The organism is Streptomyces sp. NPDC050418 (assembly GCF_044458745.1).
Lineage (GTDB): Bacteria > Actinomycetota > Actinomycetes > Streptomycetales > Streptomycetaceae > Streptomyces.
Map to the genome: position 1 here is coordinate 450234 of NZ_JBITIG010000004.1, position 17321 is coordinate 467554.

Below are 17321 nucleotides of genomic sequence, written 5' to 3' on the forward strand. Positions count from 1 at the left end.
GTGACGTGCGGTGGACGGGACTGCGGGGGAAAGGACCGCGCGGGTTGGACCGCGCTAGGAACGGACCGCGCGGGGAAAGGACCGCGGGTCAGACGGTGGTGGGGCCGGCCAGGAACAGTTCGATGACAGGGACGGGTGTGTCGGGACGCCGTACCGGGAGCTCAAGCGTGAGCGTTCCGGCCGGCTGCCCGCCCATCTCGGTGTTGACCGCGACGTGGTCCGCGTCGATGTGCACCGGGACGATCTCCGAGGCGTCGTTGAGCAGTTGGGCATAGCGGACCCGCCCGGCCAGGCCCGGCAGGTGCAGATGGCGCAGGGGCCACGCGAACAGGTGGACGTAGAGCCGGTCGCCGCGCTGGGTGTAGCGGCATTCCGGTGGGGCGGTGTACGGGGCCGGGACGCAGCCCCGGACCGACCGCTCGTGCAACTGCATCCAGCGGCCGACCTCGTCCAGGACCTCGACGTCGCGCGGGTCGAGGTCGCCGCGGCCGGTGGGACCGACGTTGAGCAGCAGGTTGCCGCCCTTGGACACGCCGTCGACGAGCATTCGGATCAGCAGGTCCGCGCTCTTGCGGTCGAGGTTGTCGCGGTCGTAGCCCCAACTGCCGTTCACCGTGTGGCAGGCTTCCCAGACCACGGGCCGCCCGTTCTCCGTCATCGGCTCGGAGGGCTGGTACTGCTCGGGGGTGACGAAGTCGCCGGGCAGCCCGGTCCGGTCGTTGACGAGCACGTGCGGCTGCAGCGCGCGGACCATGGCGAGCAGTCCGGGGGAGTCCCAGTCGTCGGGCCCCTTGCCGCCCCACCAACTCCGCTCCGCGTACGAGAAGTCGAAGAACAGGTAGTCGATGTGCCCGTACGACGTCAGCAGTTCACGGACCTGCCCGTGCAGATACCGCCGGTACTCGCTCATGTCCCGGCCGGCGTGGACGGCCTTGAACTCCTCGTCGTCGCGCTGCGGATGGGTGCCGTCGACGGGGAAGGACGGGTGGTGCCAGTCGATCAGCGAGTGGTAGAACCCGACCTTCAGCCCCTCGGCCCGGCACGCCTCGACGAACGGGCCGACGAGGTCGAGACCGTACGGGGTGTTGGTGACCTTGTAGTCGGTGAGGGCGCTGTCCCACAGACAGAAGCCGTCGTGGTGCTTGGTGGTGAGGACGACGTAGCGCATGCCGGCCGCCTTCGCCGCCCTGGCCCATCGCACCGGGTCGTAGCGGTCGGGGTCGAAGTGGTCGAAGTAGACCTGGTACTGCTCGTCGGTGAGCCGCTCGCGGTGCTTGACCCACTCGTGCCGGGCGGCGAGCGAGTACAGGCCCCAGTGGACGAACATCCCGAACCGGGCGGTGGTGAACCAGGTCGGGTCCGGAGCGGGTGCGGTGGCCGGCGGGGTCGAGGGACGGGCTGCGGCGGAAGTGGACACGGGACATCGCTCCTTCTCGTGCACGGGCGGGGAGAGGTGGGCGCGGAACCTGCGGGGATCAGCCCTTCAGCGCGCCGGAGGACAGACCGCTCACGAAGGAGCGCTGGAAGAACAGGAAGGCGATCACGGAGGGCAGCAGGGCCAGCAGGGAGGCGGCCAGGACCACTCCGGGGGTGACGGCGGGGTCGATCCGCAAGGTCCGCAGCGCGAGCGGCAGGGTGTACGAGGAGGCGTCGGTGGAGACGAGGAGGGGCAGCAGGTACTGGTCCCAGATCATGGTGAAGCCGAACACGCCGATGACGCCCAGCGCCGGCTTGCACATCGGCAGGATGACCTGGGCGAAGATCCGTAGGTCTCCCGCGCCGTCGATACGGGCCGCCTCCTCGAGTTCACGCGGCACGTCCTTCATGAACTCCGTCATCACCAGGATGGAGAAGCCCCAGGCACCCAGCGGAACGATCATGCCCGCGAGGGTGCCGACCAGGTTGAAGTGGACGACCGGCAGATCGGCCAGGATCAGGGAGAGCGGCAGCGCGAGGATCTCCTCGGGCAGCATCAGCGTGGCCAGGACGGCGACGAGGACCAGCGTCATGCCGCGGAACTTCTTGCGCGCCAGCGCGTACCCGGCCAGGACCGAGACTGTGACCTGCAGCAGCAGCCCGAAGCCGACGACGAGGAACGAGTTCAGGAGGTACGCGAGCACCCCCTGGTCGAACGCGATCCGGAAGTTGTCGAGCGTGAGGCCCGAGGGGACGACGCTGAGCTGGGTCGGGTCCTTCACATCGCCGAACGCACCGACGAGCAGGGCGAGCAGGGGCCCCGCGAAGACGGTGAGGACCAGGAGGTGGATGACGGTCTTGAGGATCCGTCCGCCGGTGCCACGGTTCTCGGTCAGGCCCAGCGCGGTCTCGGTGTGCGCATTCACTTGTTCTCCCTGCGCCGCAGCAGTTGGACGACGACGGTCAGGATCAGCGTCGCGACGAACAGCAGGACGGCCCCTGCCGCTCCGACGCCGAGCCGGTTCTGTTCGAGTCCGAGCTTGTAGATGAGGGTCATGACGACCTCGGTGGACCCGTCGGGCCCGCCGTTGGTCAGCAGGAACACCTCGGTGAACACCCTCAGTCCGCGGATCGCCGCGAGGATGAACAGGATCGAGAACACCGACCGCAGACCCGGCACGGTGACGTGCCACACCCGCTGCCACCGGGACGCGCCGTCGACCTTCGCGGCCTCGTACAGGCCGCGGTCCACGCCGGCCAGACCGGCAAGGAAGATCATCATGTCGTACGGGGCGCCTCGCCAGACCCCCGTGAGCATGATCGAGGCCATCGAGGTGTCCGGGTCGTTGATGAAACCCGACGGACCCAACCCCACCAGGCCGAGCAGGGAGTTGAGCATGCCGTCCCCGGTCGGGTGGTACATGATCCGCCACAGTTCGGCGACGACCGCGATCGGCACCACCACCGGAAGGAACGCGGCGGAGCGCACGAATCCGAGCCGCCGGCTCTGGCCCTCCATCAGCAGGGCCAGAACCAGCCCCAGCGCCATCGAGCCCGCGGTCTGACCGGCCGCGAGGACGACCGTGTGCCAGGCGGCCTCGCGGAAACCGGTGGACCCGAGGACCGTGGAGTAGTTCTCGGTCCCGACCCACTTGTTGCCCAGGTACGGCTGAACGTCCTGGAAGGACATGGTCAGCGCGTTGGCCATCGGAATGAACTTGAAGTACAGGAAGAGCACAAGCGCGGGGGCCAGGAACAGCCAGGGCATCCACCACCGGCCGGACCGCCGGCTGCGTACCCGGCGGGCCGCCGCCTCACCGCTCCCGCGGCCCCGGCCCCGCACTTTGCGTGCGGCGGCAGGGACGGTGGCCGGTCCGGCCTGGTCGAGGCTCATGACGCCGAGACGCCCTGCTCTTCGAGGATGCCGGCGAGCTGCTTGTCGAGCTCACGGAGCTTGGTCTCGGTGCTCAGGCCGCAGTCGGCCATGAGGGCGTTCAGGGCGTCCGCCGTGGCCTGGCGCACCGGGGTCCAGTTCGGAATGGACGGCGCGTAGCGGCCCGACTCCTGGTACACCTGCGCGTACGTCTTCCAGCGAGGGTCGGGGCGTACCTGGGAGATGTCCACGGACTTGTTCACGGGAAGCTGCACCGTGTAAGCGGTGGTGCCTTCCATGCCCGTCTTCTGGCCCTCGGCCGAGACGGCGAAGGAGGCGAACGCGTCCTGGCCCGCCCGGTTCTCGGAGCCCGCCATCAGATAGACGGAACCGCCCTCGGCCAGCACGGTGGAGTCCTTGGGACCCTTGGGCATCGGCACGACCTCGTACTTGTCCTTGCCGAGCGTCTCGTCGAAGCGCGGGAGCAGATACGGGCCGACGACGAACATGCCGGCCTTGCCGGACTCGAACGTCTCGTTGGTCGGCGGGGTGTCCATGGTCACGGCGCCGGGCTGGACGGCCTTGTCCTTGCAGCTCAGATCGCGGAACCACTGCACCGCCTCGACCGACGCCTTGTCGGTCATGGCGGGCTTGTACGTGCCCTTGCCGGCCTCGGTGATGAAGTCACCGCCCGCGGCCCAGAGGAAGTTGGAGAAGTACCACGACGCGTAGCCGCGCTTTGTGGACAGGGGTGCGGCCAGGCCGGAGGTGTTCTTCTTCCCGTCGCCGTCGGGGTCCCGCGTGGTGAACGCCTTGGCCATACCGGCGAAGTCGTCCCAGGTCTCGGGAACGTCCAGCTTCAGCTTCTGCCGCCAGTCCTTGCGGATGAGCAGAGCGGAGGCCTGTGCCGAGTACGGCAGCCCGTACTGCTTGCCGTCCACGCTCTTCCCGGAGTCGAGGCCCTGGCCGATGATCTGGGCGCGGTCCTTGATCTTGTCCAGGTCGATCTCACGCAGCAGGCCCTGACTGTGCATGGCCCCGAGCTGTGTCACGTCGTTCATGACGATGTCCGGGAGCTTCTTCTGGGCCGCCCGCTGCTGCAGCTTGGTCTCGAAGTCGTCGAAGATCGCGGTGACTTCGACCTTGTACCCCGTGGCCTTCTCAAAGGCGGTGGCCAGCTTGACCGCGCCTTCCTCGCCCGGCCCGCCGGGCGTGGTCCTGGTCCAGAGCTCCAGGGTGGCCTTCTCGTTCTGCTTGGCGTCCGTTCCCGCGGGTCCGGACGAACAGCTGGTGAGCGCCAGGGCCGAGGCGAGAACGCCGGCACCGACCCATCGAGATCTCCGCATGACAACTCCCGTTTCGCCGCATCGCCGTTGGCCTGGTAAGCGCTTGCTGGGAAGGTAGCGGGGTCGAAATTGGCGGTCAATACTCCGATGAATAACGAGTGATACGAGATCTGGCCCGCCCTGCTCGCCGCGCGCCTGTGGGCAGGGTTTGCGGAGCATCGCAGGGGCGGAGCACCTCGATGGCCTTCATCTCCCTTGATTCTTGAAGGATTCGGAGCGAAACACAGGGTTCGGGGCCTGCGCTCCGACGTGCTGGACAGACGCGCGGATTCCTCGGACCTCTCCCGTAGAGGCGCCGTAGAGATCCGATGTATGGTCGGCGGGTCGATGCGTTCGACGACATGAACGAGACACACCCCGACCGGCTTCGGCCTGCCAAAGGAGACAGCCGCCATGGACGCTCCGGCCGACGCACCCACCGCCCCGCGGGCCGACGCACCGACTGCCTTGCTGGTCATGGAGGAAGAACGCCGGGCGGACGTCTATCCACCCGAGGTGCTCGCCGCGATCGGTGACCTGGTCACCTGGTCGGCCCCGCCCTGCACCCGGCAGGAACTCGCCGACGCACCCGGCCAGTTGAGGGACGTCGACTTCCTGCTGACCGGCTGGGGCGCGCCCGTTCTGGAGGCCGGCCTGCTCGCGCGGGCGCCGCGGCTGCGTGCGGTGTTCGTGGCGGCGGGCTCCGTCCGGCACATCACCACGCCCGCCTTCTGGGGCCGCGGCATCCCGATCGTCTCGGCCGCCGCGGCCAACGCCGTCCCGGTATCGGAGTTCACGCTCGCCCAGGTTCTGCTGGGACTGAAGCAGACCCACCGCATCGCCCGCGAGGCGGCGGCCGGCCGCGGCTTCCCCGGCCACCCCGAGGTCGCGGGTGCCTACCGGACCCGGGTCGGCCTGTGGGGGCTCGGCCACATCGGCAGGCTGGTGGCCGGACACCTCTCCCGCTTCGACGTCGAGGTCGTCGCCACCGACCCGGTCGCCTCGCCGAGTGCCGCCCGGAAGGCGGGCGTACAGCTCGTCGACCTCGACGAACTCTTCGCCACCAGTCAGGTGGTCAGCCTCCACGCGCCCCTGCTGCCCCGGACCCGGGGCGTCGTCGGCGCGCACCTGGTGAACTCGCTCAGGCCGGGCGCGACACTGATCAACACCGCGCGGGGCGCGCTGATCGACGAACCGGCCGCCGTCGACGTCCTGCGGAACCGGCCCGATCTCACCGCCGTGCTCGATGTGACGGACCCCGAGCCGCCCGTCGCCGACTCGCCCCTGTTCACGCTGCCCAACGTCGTACTGACCCCGCACATCGCCGGTGCCGTGGGCACCGAACGCCACCGCCTCGGCCGGCTCGTGCTCGACGAGCTCCGCCGCTTCACCCGCTCCGAGCCACTGCACCACGCTCTCGACCCGGCCCGCGCCGACTCGCTCGCCTGAGGCGCCGGCGCCGGCGGCGTGTGTGATGGTGCGCGTCATGGCCGTGTGCTCCCCGTCTCCCGGACCGGCCCTCAGGCGGCAGGCTTCTGGTGGCACCACACTGCCGGGCGCGGTCGCCGCGCCGCTAACGCCTGGTCGCCGTTTCGCTTGCGGTGGCCGCGAGCCGGGCGCTTGGTGGAACCTACAGACATTGCGGCCGGGAAACCGGCGGATAGTACAGCGTCCTCGGCGCCGGTTGGCCATGAGGGGGTGGCATCGGCGATGATGGCCTAGGAGCCGCAGCCTGATCCAGTGCCGGTTCTGCGCTGACTCCCCACCCGCCCTGACGTAAACCTGCAGGTGAGAGAGTTAGCATGCGTTTTCTCAATGACATCAAGCCGCCGTACGACCTCACGTACGACGATGTGTTCATGGTGCCGAGCCGCTCCGCCGTCGGCTCCCGTCAGGGTGTGGACCTCTCGTCCCCGGACGGTACGGGCACCACGATTCCGCTGGTCGTCGCCAACATGACCGCGATCGCCGGACGCCGTATGGCCGAGACCATCGCCCGCCGCGGCGGCCTCGTGGTCATCCCCCAGGACATCCCGATCGAGGTCGTCACGGACGTCATCTCGTGGGTCAAGACGCGCCACCACGTGCTCGACACCCCGATCGTGCTGGCCCCGACCCAGACCGTCGCCGACGCCCTCGCGCTGCTCACCAAGCGCGCGCACAACGCGGGCGTCGTCGTCGACGGCGACAACCGTCCGGTCGGTGTCGTCACCGACCAGGACCTCTCCGGCGTGGACCGCTTCACGCAGCTGTCCGAGGTCATGTCCAAGGACCTGCTCCTTCTCGACGCGGACATCGACCCGCGCGAGGCCTTCAACAAGCTGGACAACGCCAACCGCCGCTACGCCCCGGCCGTGGACGCCGACGGCAAGCTCGCCGGCATCCTCACCCGCAAGGGCGCCCTGCGCGCGACCCTCTACACGCCGGCCGTGGACGCCAAGGGCGGGCTGCGGATCGCCGCCGCCGTCGGCATCAACGGCGACGTGGCGGGCAAGGCCAAGCAGCTGCTCGACGCCGGCGCCGACACCCTGGTCATCGACACGGCCCACGGCCACCAGGAGTCGATGATCGAGGCGATCAGGAAGGTGCGGGCGCTCGACCCGCAGGTCCCGATCGTCGCGGGCAACATCGTCGCCGCCGAGGGCGTCAAGGACCTCATCGACGCCGGCGCGGACATCATCAAGGTCGGTGTCGGTCCCGGCGCCATGTGCACGACCCGCATGATGACCGGCGTGGGCCGCCCCCAGTTCTCCGCCGTCCTGGAGTGCGCCGCCGAGGCGAAGAAGTACGGCAAGCACGTGTGGGCCGACGGCGGTGTCCGTCACCCGCGTGACGTCGCCATGGCGCTCGCCGCCGGTGCGTCCAACGTCATGATCGGCTCCTGGTTCGCCGGTACGTACGAGTCCCCGGGCGACCTCCACGAGGACGCGCACGGCAAGCTCTACAAGGAGTCCTTCGGCATGGCCTCCGCGCGGGCCGTCAAGAACCGCACGTCCGAGGAGTCCGCCTACGACCGCGCCCGCAAGGCGCTGTTCGAGGAGGGCATCTCCACCTCGCGGATGTACCTCGACCCGCAGCGTCCGGGCGTCGAGGACCTGATCGACTCGATCATCGCCGGTGTCCGCTCCTCCTGCACCTACGCCGGGGCCGGCTCCCTCGCGGAGTTCGAGGAGAAGGCCGTGGTCGGCATCCAGTCGGCGGCCGGTTACGCCGAGGGCAAGCCGCTGCACGCCTCCTGGAGCTGATCGCTCGGGTTGAAGCCCTGTTCACGGCCCTGATCGTCTCCGTACGATCAGGGCCGTGGTACGTCCAGCCCTCGCCGCAGGCCGCGCACTCGCCGTGCTCGACTACTTCGCGGCGCATCCCGAACAGTCGTACACGCTCAGCGAGTTGAGCGGCGCGCTCGGCATCAACGCGCCGTCGCTGCTCTCGGTGCTCCAGGCGCTCACCGACGCCGGGTATCTCGCGCGCCATCCGCAGCGCAAGACGTACGGGCTCGGGATGTCGCTCGTCGCGGTGGGCCACGCTGCGCTCACCCGGCACCGCGTCGTCGACCGGGCGCGCGGCGAACTGCGGGCCCTGGCCGCCGCGTCGGGTGCCGAGTACGTGGTGAGCGCGGTCGCGGGCGACAGCATCGTCATCCTCGCCGTCGTCGAGGGCCGAGGGCGGACGCCCGAGGTGTGGGCCGGTCAGCGGCTGCCGCTGCTCCCGCCGCTGGGGCAGGTGTTCCTCGCCTGGTCGGGCAACGGTTCGGGCGAGGTACGGCGCTGGCTCGACCGGACGTCCGTCGGCGCGCCGCTGCCGCCCCATCTCGACACCGCGATGGCGGTCGTACGGGAACGGGGCTGGTCCGCGAACCTCGACACCCCGGGCCGCCGGGCCCTGGGCGAGGCACTGGCCCGGCTCGCGGACGCGCCGCGTGACGCGGAACTGCGGGCGCGGGTGGCCTCGTTGGTGGCGTCGCTCGGTGATGATTACGAGCTGCTCGCCGTCGCGGACCGGGAGCGCTACCGCCTCGCGACGCTCTCCGTGCCCGTCTTCGACCAGCACGGGGCGGTCGCCCTCGCGCTGACGGCGACCGGGCTGCCGGAGCTCGACGGCGTGGGACTGACCCGGCTCGCGGGGCAACTCACGGATGTGGCGGGTGTGTTGGGGAAGGAGATCGGCGGCAGGCCACCGGTACTGTCGGCCGGATGAAGATCACGCCCTGCCGCTCCGAGGACCTCGTACTCCTCGACGAGCACCTGCCGTCCGCCAGTGCCGACTCGCATCACGCCGCCCGCTTCGCGCGCCAGGAGGCGGGCGAGTCCACGTATCTGCTCGCCTGGCGTGACGGACGGCCTGTGGGGCACGCCGAGGTGCGCTGGAACGGCTGCGCGGCGCCGGAGGTACGGGCGGCCGTGGCGGGCTGCCCCGAGATCAACGGCCTGGCCGTGGCCGGTGAGTTGAGGTCGCAGGGCATCGGCAGCGCACTGATCGCCGCCGCCGAGGAGCTGGCCCGCGAGCGCCGCCTGCCCGCGATCGGTCTCGGTGTCGACGAGAGCAACCCGCGGGCGGCGGCGCTGTACGAGCGCCTTGGATACCGGCCGGTGGTGCCGTACGTGGACCGCTGGGCCTATGTGGACCGGGGCGGTCTGCGGGTGGAGTGCGCAGATTCCTGCACGTTCCTGGTGAAGGAGCTGGCAGCGGGTTCCTGGTGAAGGAGCTGGCTGCGGGTTCCTGGTGAAGGAGTTGGCGTCGGCTGCCTCGTGATGGAGCCGGGCTATGTGCCAGGATCTCGGCCGGTCGGATCCCCTCACCGGGACTCCTCACCGGGACTCCTCACCGGGACTCCTCACCGGGATTCCCTCGCCGGGACTCCCTCACCGGTCCTGCCCGGCCAGGACGTCCCGCAGAACCTCCGTCACCGCCTCCGCGATCATCCCGTGCCCCTCGTCCCCGGGATGGACCCCGTCGACCAGGTGCCGCGCCTCGATCAGCCGCTCACCGGACAGCAGCCGCACCCCCTTGTCCGCCAGGTCGCTCACCGCCCGCTCCTGCGCCCCGCGCAGCCGTGCGAGGGACGCGTCGAGCGCGTTGGGGACGTGCTCGGCGTCGGGGCGTACGACCGGGGAGACGACAAGGACCGGGACGTCCGGGTGCGCCGCGCGCACGATGCCGAGGAACGCGCGCGTCGTCTCGTACAGCAGCTCGCCCGAACTCGGCGTACGGCTCCAGCAGTTGGTGCCGAAGGCCAGGGTGATCAGGTCCGCCGGCAGCGAGGCGAGCTGCTGCGCCGACGCCAGTTCGCCGCGCGCCGCACCCGCGTAGCCGAGGTTCACGGTGTCCAGGCCGAGCTTCCGCCCCACGCGCGACGGCCACGCGCGGTGTGGTCGTGAGGTGGTCCAGCCTTCGCTGATCGAGTCGCCGTAGACGAGCCAGCGGGGGCGGGCCGGGGCGGGACGCAGCGTGCCGCCCGCGGGGCGGACCTCGTGCACGACCGGGCGCAGCACCTCGGGCAGGTGGAGCGTGAATTCGCCGTCCGTCCCGGGCTCAAGGCGCACCACCTGGCCGTCCCCCGCCGAAGCCGCGGCCTCCGCCACCACCTGCTCGCCACACAGCAGCGTGAACACCGGCTCGCACTTCCGGTACGCGTCCGCGGGCAGCGGCGGCGTGGCGGAGTACGTCACGTCCAGCGCCGCCACGCCCTCGGCCACGAACTCGAGGCGCACCCCGGCCGGTACCGTCGCCCGCTCCCAGGTGTCGAGTGGCAACCGGACCCGGTCGGCGGGGTCGGCGCGCAGCACGGCACCCTCCGGCGAGAGCCAGCTCACCCCGCGCAGCAGTTCGTTCACTTCGCACCCCCGATCGTCGGATACGGGAACTTCACGCCCACGCCGCCGTCCACGACCAGCGTCTGCCCGGTGACGTACGAGGAGAGCGGGGACGCCAGGAACAGGAGGGCGGAGGCGATGTCGGAGGTCTCGGCGACGCGGCCGAGCGGCGCGTTCGCCGCGTTGAGCGCCCGCCCGTCCTCGCCCAGCAGCGCCGCGACGCGCGGCGTCCACACCACACCCGGCGCCACCGCGTTGACCCGTACACCCCGCGGCCCGTACTCGACCGCCGCCGAGCGCACCAGCGAGACGAGTCCCGCTTTCGCCGCCCCGTACGCCGCGTGCAGGGGTGCCCCGGTCAGACCGGACACCGAGGCCACGAACACCAGCGGACCACCGCCCGCCGCCGCCACCGCCTCGGCCCCGTACTCCATGGCGAGCCGGGCGTGGCGCAGCACGATGTCGAAGTGCCACTCCCACTCCTCGTCGCCGAGGTCGGCGAGCGCCTTGTAACGGGCCATGCCCACGATGTCGACGACACCGTGCACGGCGCCCAACTCCCGTACCGACGAGGCGAAGAGCTCGCGTACGGCGTCCCGCCGCGTCACATCCGCGACGTACGCGGCCGATCCCGTCTCGGCGGCCACCGCCTCCGCGCGCTCCTTGTCGACGTCCACGCAGACCACGCGCGCGCCCGATGCGGTGAGCGCGTGCGCGGTCTGCCGTCCGATGCCGTTGCCCGCGCCGAGCAGCACGAAGCCGCGGCCGTCCAGGCGGGAGAGGCCCGGGTAATCGGGAACAGGGGAGTCGTCGAGGCTCATACGGGCCTCCGCGGCCGGTACGCCGCCAGCTCAGGGATGACTTCCTTGCCCAGGATCTCGATGGTCCTGAGGATCTCCTGGTGCTCCAGATAGCCCCACTGGACGTAGCAGATCAGCTGGTCGATACCGAGGTCCGCGTAGTGCTTGGCCTTGCGGATGACGGTCTCCGCGTCACCGATCAGGATCATGTCGCCGTCGTTGAACTCCTGGACGGGGACGTGCCCTTCGAGGATCGGCTTCAGGAACGGGAAGGTCCGGTCGCGCTCCTCGGGGGAGAGGTGGGGCAGCTCCCAGTCGAGCGTGAACTGCGCGAGATTGCCGTACCACCAGGCCACCGAGTCCCAGACCCGCTGCGACGGCTTGTCGGCGACGTGGACGAGGGTGTACGCGCTGACCCGGTTCGTCGTGACGTCCGTGAGCGGGGACGGTGCGCGGGCGGCCTCGCGGTACGCCGCGACCTGCTGGGCCATCTTCTCCAGGGGCTGCATGATCGAGAACGACAGGAGCCCCATCCCGGCCGCCCCCGCCACCTCCGCCGAGCCCGCCGACGTCGCCGCCATCCAGGCCGGCGGATGCGGATCCTGTACGGGCTTCGGGGTCACCATCCGGCGCGGGAAGGAGAACCGAGGGGACTCGTACGAGAAGTACTCCTCGCGCCACATCCCCGTGACGATCCCGATCGCCTCGCGCCAGTCGTCCCGCGACAGCTCCCGGTCCACCCCGAAGGCCGTCTGCTCCATCGGCGTCGAGCGCCCGGTGCCCCACTCGACGCGGCCGCCGGAGAGGATGTCGACGGCCGCGACCTTCTCGGCGATCCGTTGCGGCGGGGTGAAGCCGAACGGCGTCAGGGTCACCCCGAAGCCGAGCCGGATGCGTTCGGTCAGCGCGGCCAGATGACCGAGCAGCACCTCGGGGGCGGGGCAGTGCGAGCGGCCCTCGCGGAAATGGTGCTCGACGGCCCAGACGGTGCGGAACCCGACCCGGTCGGCGAGCCTGATCTGCTCGACGGCCTCGCGGTAGGCGCGCTGCTCGGCCTCGCGCTGGCCGTACGGGTGCGGCTTGTTCCAGGGCTTGGGCACATCGATCTCGTACAGGACGTCCAGGTCCATCCGGTCCTCCACGGCGAGCGGTTTTCGAAATACCGAAAGATCCGGTCCTCGGGCGGCGAGGAGGATGAGCGAGCCCTCGCGATGTGTCAATGGTCACGACGGGGCGGCTTCCCGAGTGGCGGGACGCAACGAACTGCCGTATCCCGGACGGAAACAGCGGAATCGCAGTCTCCGGACGGCGGTTCGCTGCGTTACGCAAGTGAATACGAGTGACCGTATGGTTTTGCGGCGCGCCAGCGCCCGCTCACCCCCGAGCGGTCCCCCGAGAGAACCCACCGAGGAGCCCAAGGTGTCCGACGCGACGTCGACCCGAACCGAGCAGTCGCTGCTCGGCAGCCTGATGCGCCGCAAGCCGGTCGAGCGGCTTGTCGCCGAGGGCGGGCAGGGCGAGGGCGGTGGCCTGCGACGCACCATGGGCATGTGGCAGCTGACGATGATCAGCATCGGCGCCACGCTCGGCACCGGCATCTTCGTCGTGCTCGGCGAGGCCGTGCCCAAGGCCGGACCCGCCGTCACGCTCTCCTTCGTGATCGCCGGTCTCACGGCGCTCTTCTCGGCCCTCTCGTACGCGGAGCTCGCGGGCACCATCCCGGTCGCGGGATCCTCGTACTCCTATGCGTACGCAACGCTCGGCGAGATCATCGCCTGGATCTGCGGCTGGTGTCTGATCCTCGAGTACGGCGTCTCGATCGCGGCCGTGGCCGTCGGCTGGGGCGAGTACCTCAACGAGTTCCTGAACGGCACCTTCGGCTTCACCATCCCCGACACCTTCGCGTCGCCGCCCGGCGACGGCGGGGTGATCAACCTGCCGTCCCTGATCCTCGTCCTGCTCGCCGGAGTCGTGCTGCTCGGCGGCTCCAAGGAGTCCGCGCGGGTCAACGCGGTCATGGTCGGCGTGAAGATCGCCGCGCTGCTGCTCTTCTGCGCCGTGGGCCTGACCGGCTTCCAGTCCGGCAACTACGAGGACTTCATGCCGCTCGGCATGGCCGGGGTCAGCGGCGCGGCCGCCACGCTCTTCTTCTCGTACATCGGCTTCGACGCCGCCTCGACGGCCGGTGAGGAAGCCAAGAACCCGCAGCGCGACCTGCCCCGCGCGATCCTCCTCTCGCTCGGCATCGTCACCGCCCTGTACGTGCTCGTCGCCTTCGTGGCCGTCGGCGCGCGCCCCTGGGAGAACTTCACCGACACCGAGGCCACCCTCGCCGCGATCATGAACGAGGTCACCGGCCAGACCTTCTGGGGCACTGTCCTGGCGGCCGGAGCAGTCATCTCCATCGCGTCCGTGGTGCTCGCCGTGCTCTACGGCCAGACCCGCATCCTCTTCGCGATGTCCCGCGACGGGCTGATGCCGCGCTCCTTCGCGAAGATCCACACGCGGACCGGGGTGCCCCGGATCAACACCATCTGGGTCTCGCTCTTCTGCGGCGTGCTCGCCGCGATCGTGCCGCTGGGCGAGCTGGCCGACGCCACCAGCATCGGCACCCTCTTCGCCTTCGCGCTCGTCAACATCTCCGTCATCGTGCTGCGCCGGACGCGGCCGAACCTGCGCCGCTCCTTCCGGGTGCCGTTCGCCCCGGTGTTCCCGCTCGTCGGCTTCGGTCTGTGTGTGTGGATGATGGTGTCCCTGCGGGCCGTCACCTGGACGGTGTTCGGCCTGTGGATGGCGCTCGGGCTCGCGATCTACTTCGCGTACGGCCGGCGCCGCTCGCGTCTGGCCGTGGAGGCGGCCGACGCCCCTGCGACCGAGGAGTGACCCGCCCGCCGTGCTGAACGAGCTCGATGAACGTATCGTCCACGCCCTCGCCGAGGACGCCCGGCGCTCCTTCGCCGACATCGGCCAGCTGGTCGGCCTCTCCGCGCCCGCGGTGAAACGGCGCGTGGACCGGCTGCGGGCCAGCGGGGCGATCACCGGGTTCACGGTGCGGGTCGATCCGGGCGCGCTGGGCTGGCAGACCGAAGGGTTCGTCGAGATCTACTGCCGCAGCAACACCTCGCCGGACGCGATCAGGGCCGGGCTCGAGCGGTATCCGGAGATCGTGGCAGCCTCGACGGTGACGGGGGAGGCGGACGCGGTCGTGCAGATCTTCGCCTCGGACATGCGGCATTTCGAGCAGGTCCTGGAGAAGGTGGCCGGCGAGCCGTTCGTGGAGCGGACGAAGTCGGTGCTGGTGCTTTCGCCGCTGCTGCGGCGGTATTCGTCGGGAGCACCCGCCTGAGGGTCCCGGCCGGGCGCACGCAGGACAACGAATCGCCGTTCCGGCGCCGATCTGCGCAACAGATCGCGCACCCAGACGCAATGGTCGCGTCTTGTCGCAGGGGTCCGCGCGAACGTACCGTCAATGCGTTCCCCTGCCGGCATCCCGTACGACCGAGGTCCGCCCATGCCCCCGCTGCGTATCGCCCTGCTTCAGAACTCCGGACGACCGGGTGATGTGCAGGCCAATCTGGCGCTCCTCGAGGAGACCGCCGAGCGCGCCGCCGCCGTCGGCGCGGGGCTGCTTGTCTGTCCGGAGATGTTCGTGACGGGGTACGCGATCGGCGACGACGTCGCCCGACTGGCCGAGCCCGCCGACGGCTCCTACGCGCAGGCCGTCGCCAAGACCGCGGCCCGGCACGGGCTCGCGATCGTGCACGGCTACCCCGAGCGCGACGGCGACACCGTGTACAACGCCGCGCAGCTGATCGGCGCGGACGGCAGCGCCCTCGCCGACTACCGCAAGACCCACCTCTTCGGCGAGTTCGAGCAGCGGCACTTCACCGCGGGCGAGCAGCCCGTCGTCCAGGCCGTGATCGCGGGGCTGCGCGTCGGCATCATGATCTGCTACGACGTCGAGTTCCCCGAGAACGTCCGGGCGCACGCCCTCGCCGGCACCGACCTCCTCCTGGTCCCGACCGCCCAGATGCACCCCTTCCAGTTCGTCGCCGAATCCCTGGTGCCCGTGCGCGCCTTCGAGAACCAGATGTACGTGGCGTACGTGAACCGGGCCGGTGCGGAAGGCGAGTTCGAGTTCGTGGGCCTGTCCACGCTCGCCGGTCCCGACGGCATCGCCCGCACCCGCGGCGGCCGCGGCGCCGAGCTGCTGTTCGCCGACGCCGACCCGGAGTTCCTGGCCGCGTCACGAGCCGGCAACCCGTATCTGCGCGACCGGCGCCCGGGCCTCTACGGCTCCCTGATCTGACCCTTCCGCGATCCCGCGACCCGCCTCCGCCCCCCTCGCAGCACCTGTTCCCGCAAGGAGTCCGTACCCCATGACGTCCACTGTGCCCACGGCCGTCCAGCACACCCCGGCGAACCAGCCGCCGATCACGATGTTCGGGCCGGACTTCCCCTACGCGTACGACGACTTCCTCGCGCACCCCGCGGGCCTCGGCCAGATACCCGCGACCGAGCACGGCCAGGAGGTCGCGGTCATCGGCGGCGGGCTCTCCGGGATCATCGCCGCGTACGAACTGATGAAGATGGGCCTCAAGCCCGTCGTCTACGAGGCCGACAAGATCGGCGGCCGCCTGCGCACCGTCGGCTTCGACGGCTGCGACCCCGAACTCACCGCGGAAATGGGCGCGATGCGCTTCCCGCCGTCCTCCACGGCGCTGCAGCACTACATCGACCTGGTGGGCCTGGAGACCAAGCCGTTCCCCAACCCCCTGGCCGAGTCCACCCCTTCGACGGTCGTGGACCTCAAGGGCGAGTCGCACTACGCCACGTCCGTGGACGACCTGCCGCAGGTCTACCGCGACGTGATGAACGCCTGGAACGCCTGTCTCGAGGAGGGCGCCGACTTCTCCGCCATGAACCGCGCGCTGCGCGAGCGCGACATCCCGACGATCCGGGCGATCTGGTCGCAGCTGGTCGAGAAGCTCGACAACCAGACGTTCTACGGCTTCCTCTGCGACTCCGAGGCCTTCAAGTCCTTCCGCCACCGCGAGATCTTCGGCCAGGTCGGCTTCGGCACCGGCGGCTGGGACACCGACTTCCCCAACTCCATCCTGGAGATCCTGCGCGTCGTCTACACCGAGGCCGACGACCACCACCGCGGCATCGTCGGCGGCAGCCAGCAGCTGCCGCTGCGCCTGTGGGAGCGCACCCCGGAGAAGATCGTCCACTGGGCGTACGGGACCTCGCTGAGCTCCCTGCACGAGGCGGGCGAACCGCGTCCGGCCGTGACCCGGCTGGCCCGGACCGCGGGCAACCGGATCACCGTCACGGACGCGACCGGCGACATCCGCACGTACAAGGCGGCCGTCTTCACCGCGCAGTCCTGGATGCTGCTCTCCAAGATCGCCTGCGACGACCGGCTCTTCCCGATCGACCACTGGACGGCGATCGAGCGCACGCACTACATGGAGTCCAGCAAGCTCTTCGTGCCGGTCGACCGCCCGTTCTGGCTCGACAAGGCCGTCGACGACAGGGGAAACCCGACCGGCCGCGACGTCATGTCGATGACCCTCACCGACCGTATGACGCGCGGCACTTACCTGCTCGACGACGGCCCGGACAAGCCCGCCGTCATCTGCCTCTCGTACACCTGGTGCGACGACAGCCTGAAGTGGCTGCCGCTCTCCGCGAACGAGCGGATGGAGGTCATGCTGAAGTCGCTCGGCGAGATCTACCCGAACGTCGACATCCGCAGCCACATCATCGGCAACCCCGTCACCGTCTCCTGGGAGAACGAGCCCTACTTCATGGGCGCGTTCAAGGCCAACCTGCCGGGCCACTACCGCTACCAGCGGCGCCTGTTCACGCACTTCATGCAGGACAGGCTGCCCGCCGACCAGCGCGGTCTGTTCCTCGCGGGCGACGACATCTCCTGGACGGCGGGCTGGGCCGAGGGCGCCGTACAGACCGCGCTGAACGCGGTGTGGGGCGTCATGCACCAGTTCGGCGGCGCCACCGACGCGACCAACCCCGGCCCGGGCGACCTCTTCGACGAGATCGCACCGGTGGAACTGCCGGAGGACTGACC

General features: G+C 70.2%; 15 protein-coding genes. 8 read left to right on the forward strand and 7 right to left on the reverse strand.

Annotation, left to right across the window (positions count from 1 at the left end; all coding sequences use genetic code 11):
* Positions 1-88: 88 nt before the first annotated feature.
* The 4 genes from ACIBI4_RS12335 to ACIBI4_RS12350 are packed head-to-tail and all read right to left on the reverse strand — an operon-like array spanning position 89 to position 4635.
* Complete coding sequence (locus ACIBI4_RS12335) at positions 89-1417, reverse strand: alpha-L-fucosidase (RefSeq protein WP_399203660.1); 1329 nt, start codon at positions 1415-1417, stop codon at positions 89-91.
* Positions 1418-1475: 58 nt separating this feature from the next.
* A complete protein-coding gene (locus ACIBI4_RS12340) occupies positions 1476-2342 on the reverse strand; it encodes a carbohydrate ABC transporter permease (protein ID WP_399203661.1) in 867 nt (288 codons plus the stop codon).
* Entirely contained in the window at positions 2339-3310 is a 972-nt protein-coding gene (locus ACIBI4_RS12345; RefSeq protein WP_399203662.1) for a carbohydrate ABC transporter permease, read from the reverse strand. Before ACIBI4_RS12345 ends, ACIBI4_RS12340 begins: the two co-directional genes overlap by 4 nt.
* Positions 3307-4635 (reverse strand): extracellular solute-binding protein, encoded by a 1329-nt coding sequence (locus tag ACIBI4_RS12350; RefSeq protein WP_399203663.1) that lies wholly within the window; start codon positions 4633-4635, stop codon positions 3307-3309. Before ACIBI4_RS12350 ends, ACIBI4_RS12345 begins: the two co-directional genes overlap by 4 nt.
* Positions 4636-5028: 393 nt before the next feature.
* On the opposite strand from ACIBI4_RS12350, the gene ACIBI4_RS12355 reads away from it, so the two are divergent.
* The 4 genes from ACIBI4_RS12355 (at position 5029) to ACIBI4_RS12370 (ending at position 9314) form a co-directional block, all read left to right on the forward strand.
* Positions 5029-6063: a hydroxyacid dehydrogenase gene (locus ACIBI4_RS12355; RefSeq protein WP_399203664.1), complete on the forward strand. Its 1035-nt coding sequence runs from the start codon at positions 5029-5031 to the stop codon at positions 6061-6063.
* Positions 6064-6416: 353 nt separating this feature from the next.
* On the forward strand, positions 6417-7859 hold the full coding sequence (locus ACIBI4_RS12360; protein WP_399203665.1) for a GuaB1 family IMP dehydrogenase-related protein: 1443 nt from the start codon (positions 6417-6419) through the stop codon (positions 7857-7859).
* Positions 7860-7914: 55 nt separating this feature from the next.
* Positions 7915-8811, forward strand: a complete 897-nt coding sequence (locus ACIBI4_RS12365) for an IclR family transcriptional regulator (protein ID WP_399203667.1) — start codon at positions 7915-7917, stop codon at positions 8809-8811.
* Positions 8808-9314, forward strand: coding sequence for a GNAT family N-acetyltransferase (locus ACIBI4_RS12370; RefSeq protein ID WP_399203668.1), 507 nt, complete (start codon positions 8808-8810; stop codon positions 9312-9314). Before ACIBI4_RS12365 ends, ACIBI4_RS12370 begins: the two co-directional genes overlap by 4 nt.
* A gap of 162 nt (positions 9315-9476) precedes the next feature.
* Here the strand turns inward: ACIBI4_RS12370 and ACIBI4_RS12375 are convergent, their stop codons facing one another.
* The 3 genes from ACIBI4_RS12375 to ACIBI4_RS12385 are packed head-to-tail and all read right to left on the reverse strand — an operon-like array spanning position 9477 to position 12357.
* Positions 9477-10448: a GDSL-type esterase/lipase family protein gene (locus tag ACIBI4_RS12375; protein ID WP_399203669.1), complete on the reverse strand. Its 972-nt coding sequence runs from the start codon at positions 10446-10448 to the stop codon at positions 9477-9479.
* Entirely contained in the window at positions 10445-11248 is an 804-nt protein-coding gene (locus ACIBI4_RS12380; RefSeq protein ID WP_399203670.1) for an SDR family NAD(P)-dependent oxidoreductase, read from the reverse strand. The genes ACIBI4_RS12375 and ACIBI4_RS12380 overlap by 4 nt, the downstream gene beginning before the upstream one ends.
* The gene (locus ACIBI4_RS12385) at positions 11245-12357 is read right to left on the reverse strand and encodes an LLM class flavin-dependent oxidoreductase (RefSeq protein ID WP_399203672.1); all 1113 of its coding nucleotides are present in this window, start codon (positions 12355-12357) and stop codon (positions 11245-11247) included. Before ACIBI4_RS12385 ends, ACIBI4_RS12380 begins: the two co-directional genes overlap by 4 nt.
* Before the next feature lie 340 nt (positions 12358-12697).
* On the opposite strand from ACIBI4_RS12385, the gene ACIBI4_RS12390 reads away from it, so the two are divergent.
* The 4 genes from ACIBI4_RS12390 (at position 12698) to ACIBI4_RS12405 (ending at position 17319) form a co-directional block, all read left to right on the forward strand.
* Complete coding sequence (locus ACIBI4_RS12390) at positions 12698-14110, forward strand: amino acid permease (RefSeq protein WP_399203784.1); 1413 nt, start codon at positions 12698-12700, stop codon at positions 14108-14110.
* A 10-nt stretch (positions 14111-14120) separates the two neighbouring features.
* A complete protein-coding gene (locus tag ACIBI4_RS12395) occupies positions 14121-14573 on the forward strand; it encodes an Lrp/AsnC family transcriptional regulator (RefSeq protein ID WP_399203673.1) in 453 nt (150 codons plus the stop codon).
* Between the two features lie 174 nt (positions 14574-14747).
* A complete protein-coding gene (locus ACIBI4_RS12400; RefSeq protein WP_399203785.1) occupies positions 14748-15536 on the forward strand; it encodes a carbon-nitrogen hydrolase family protein in 789 nt (262 codons plus the stop codon).
* A 70-nt stretch (positions 15537-15606) separates the two neighbouring features.
* Positions 15607-17319, forward strand: coding sequence for a flavin monoamine oxidase family protein (locus ACIBI4_RS12405; RefSeq protein ID WP_399203674.1), 1713 nt, complete (start codon positions 15607-15609; stop codon positions 17317-17319).
* Positions 17320-17321 lie beyond the last annotated feature (2 nt).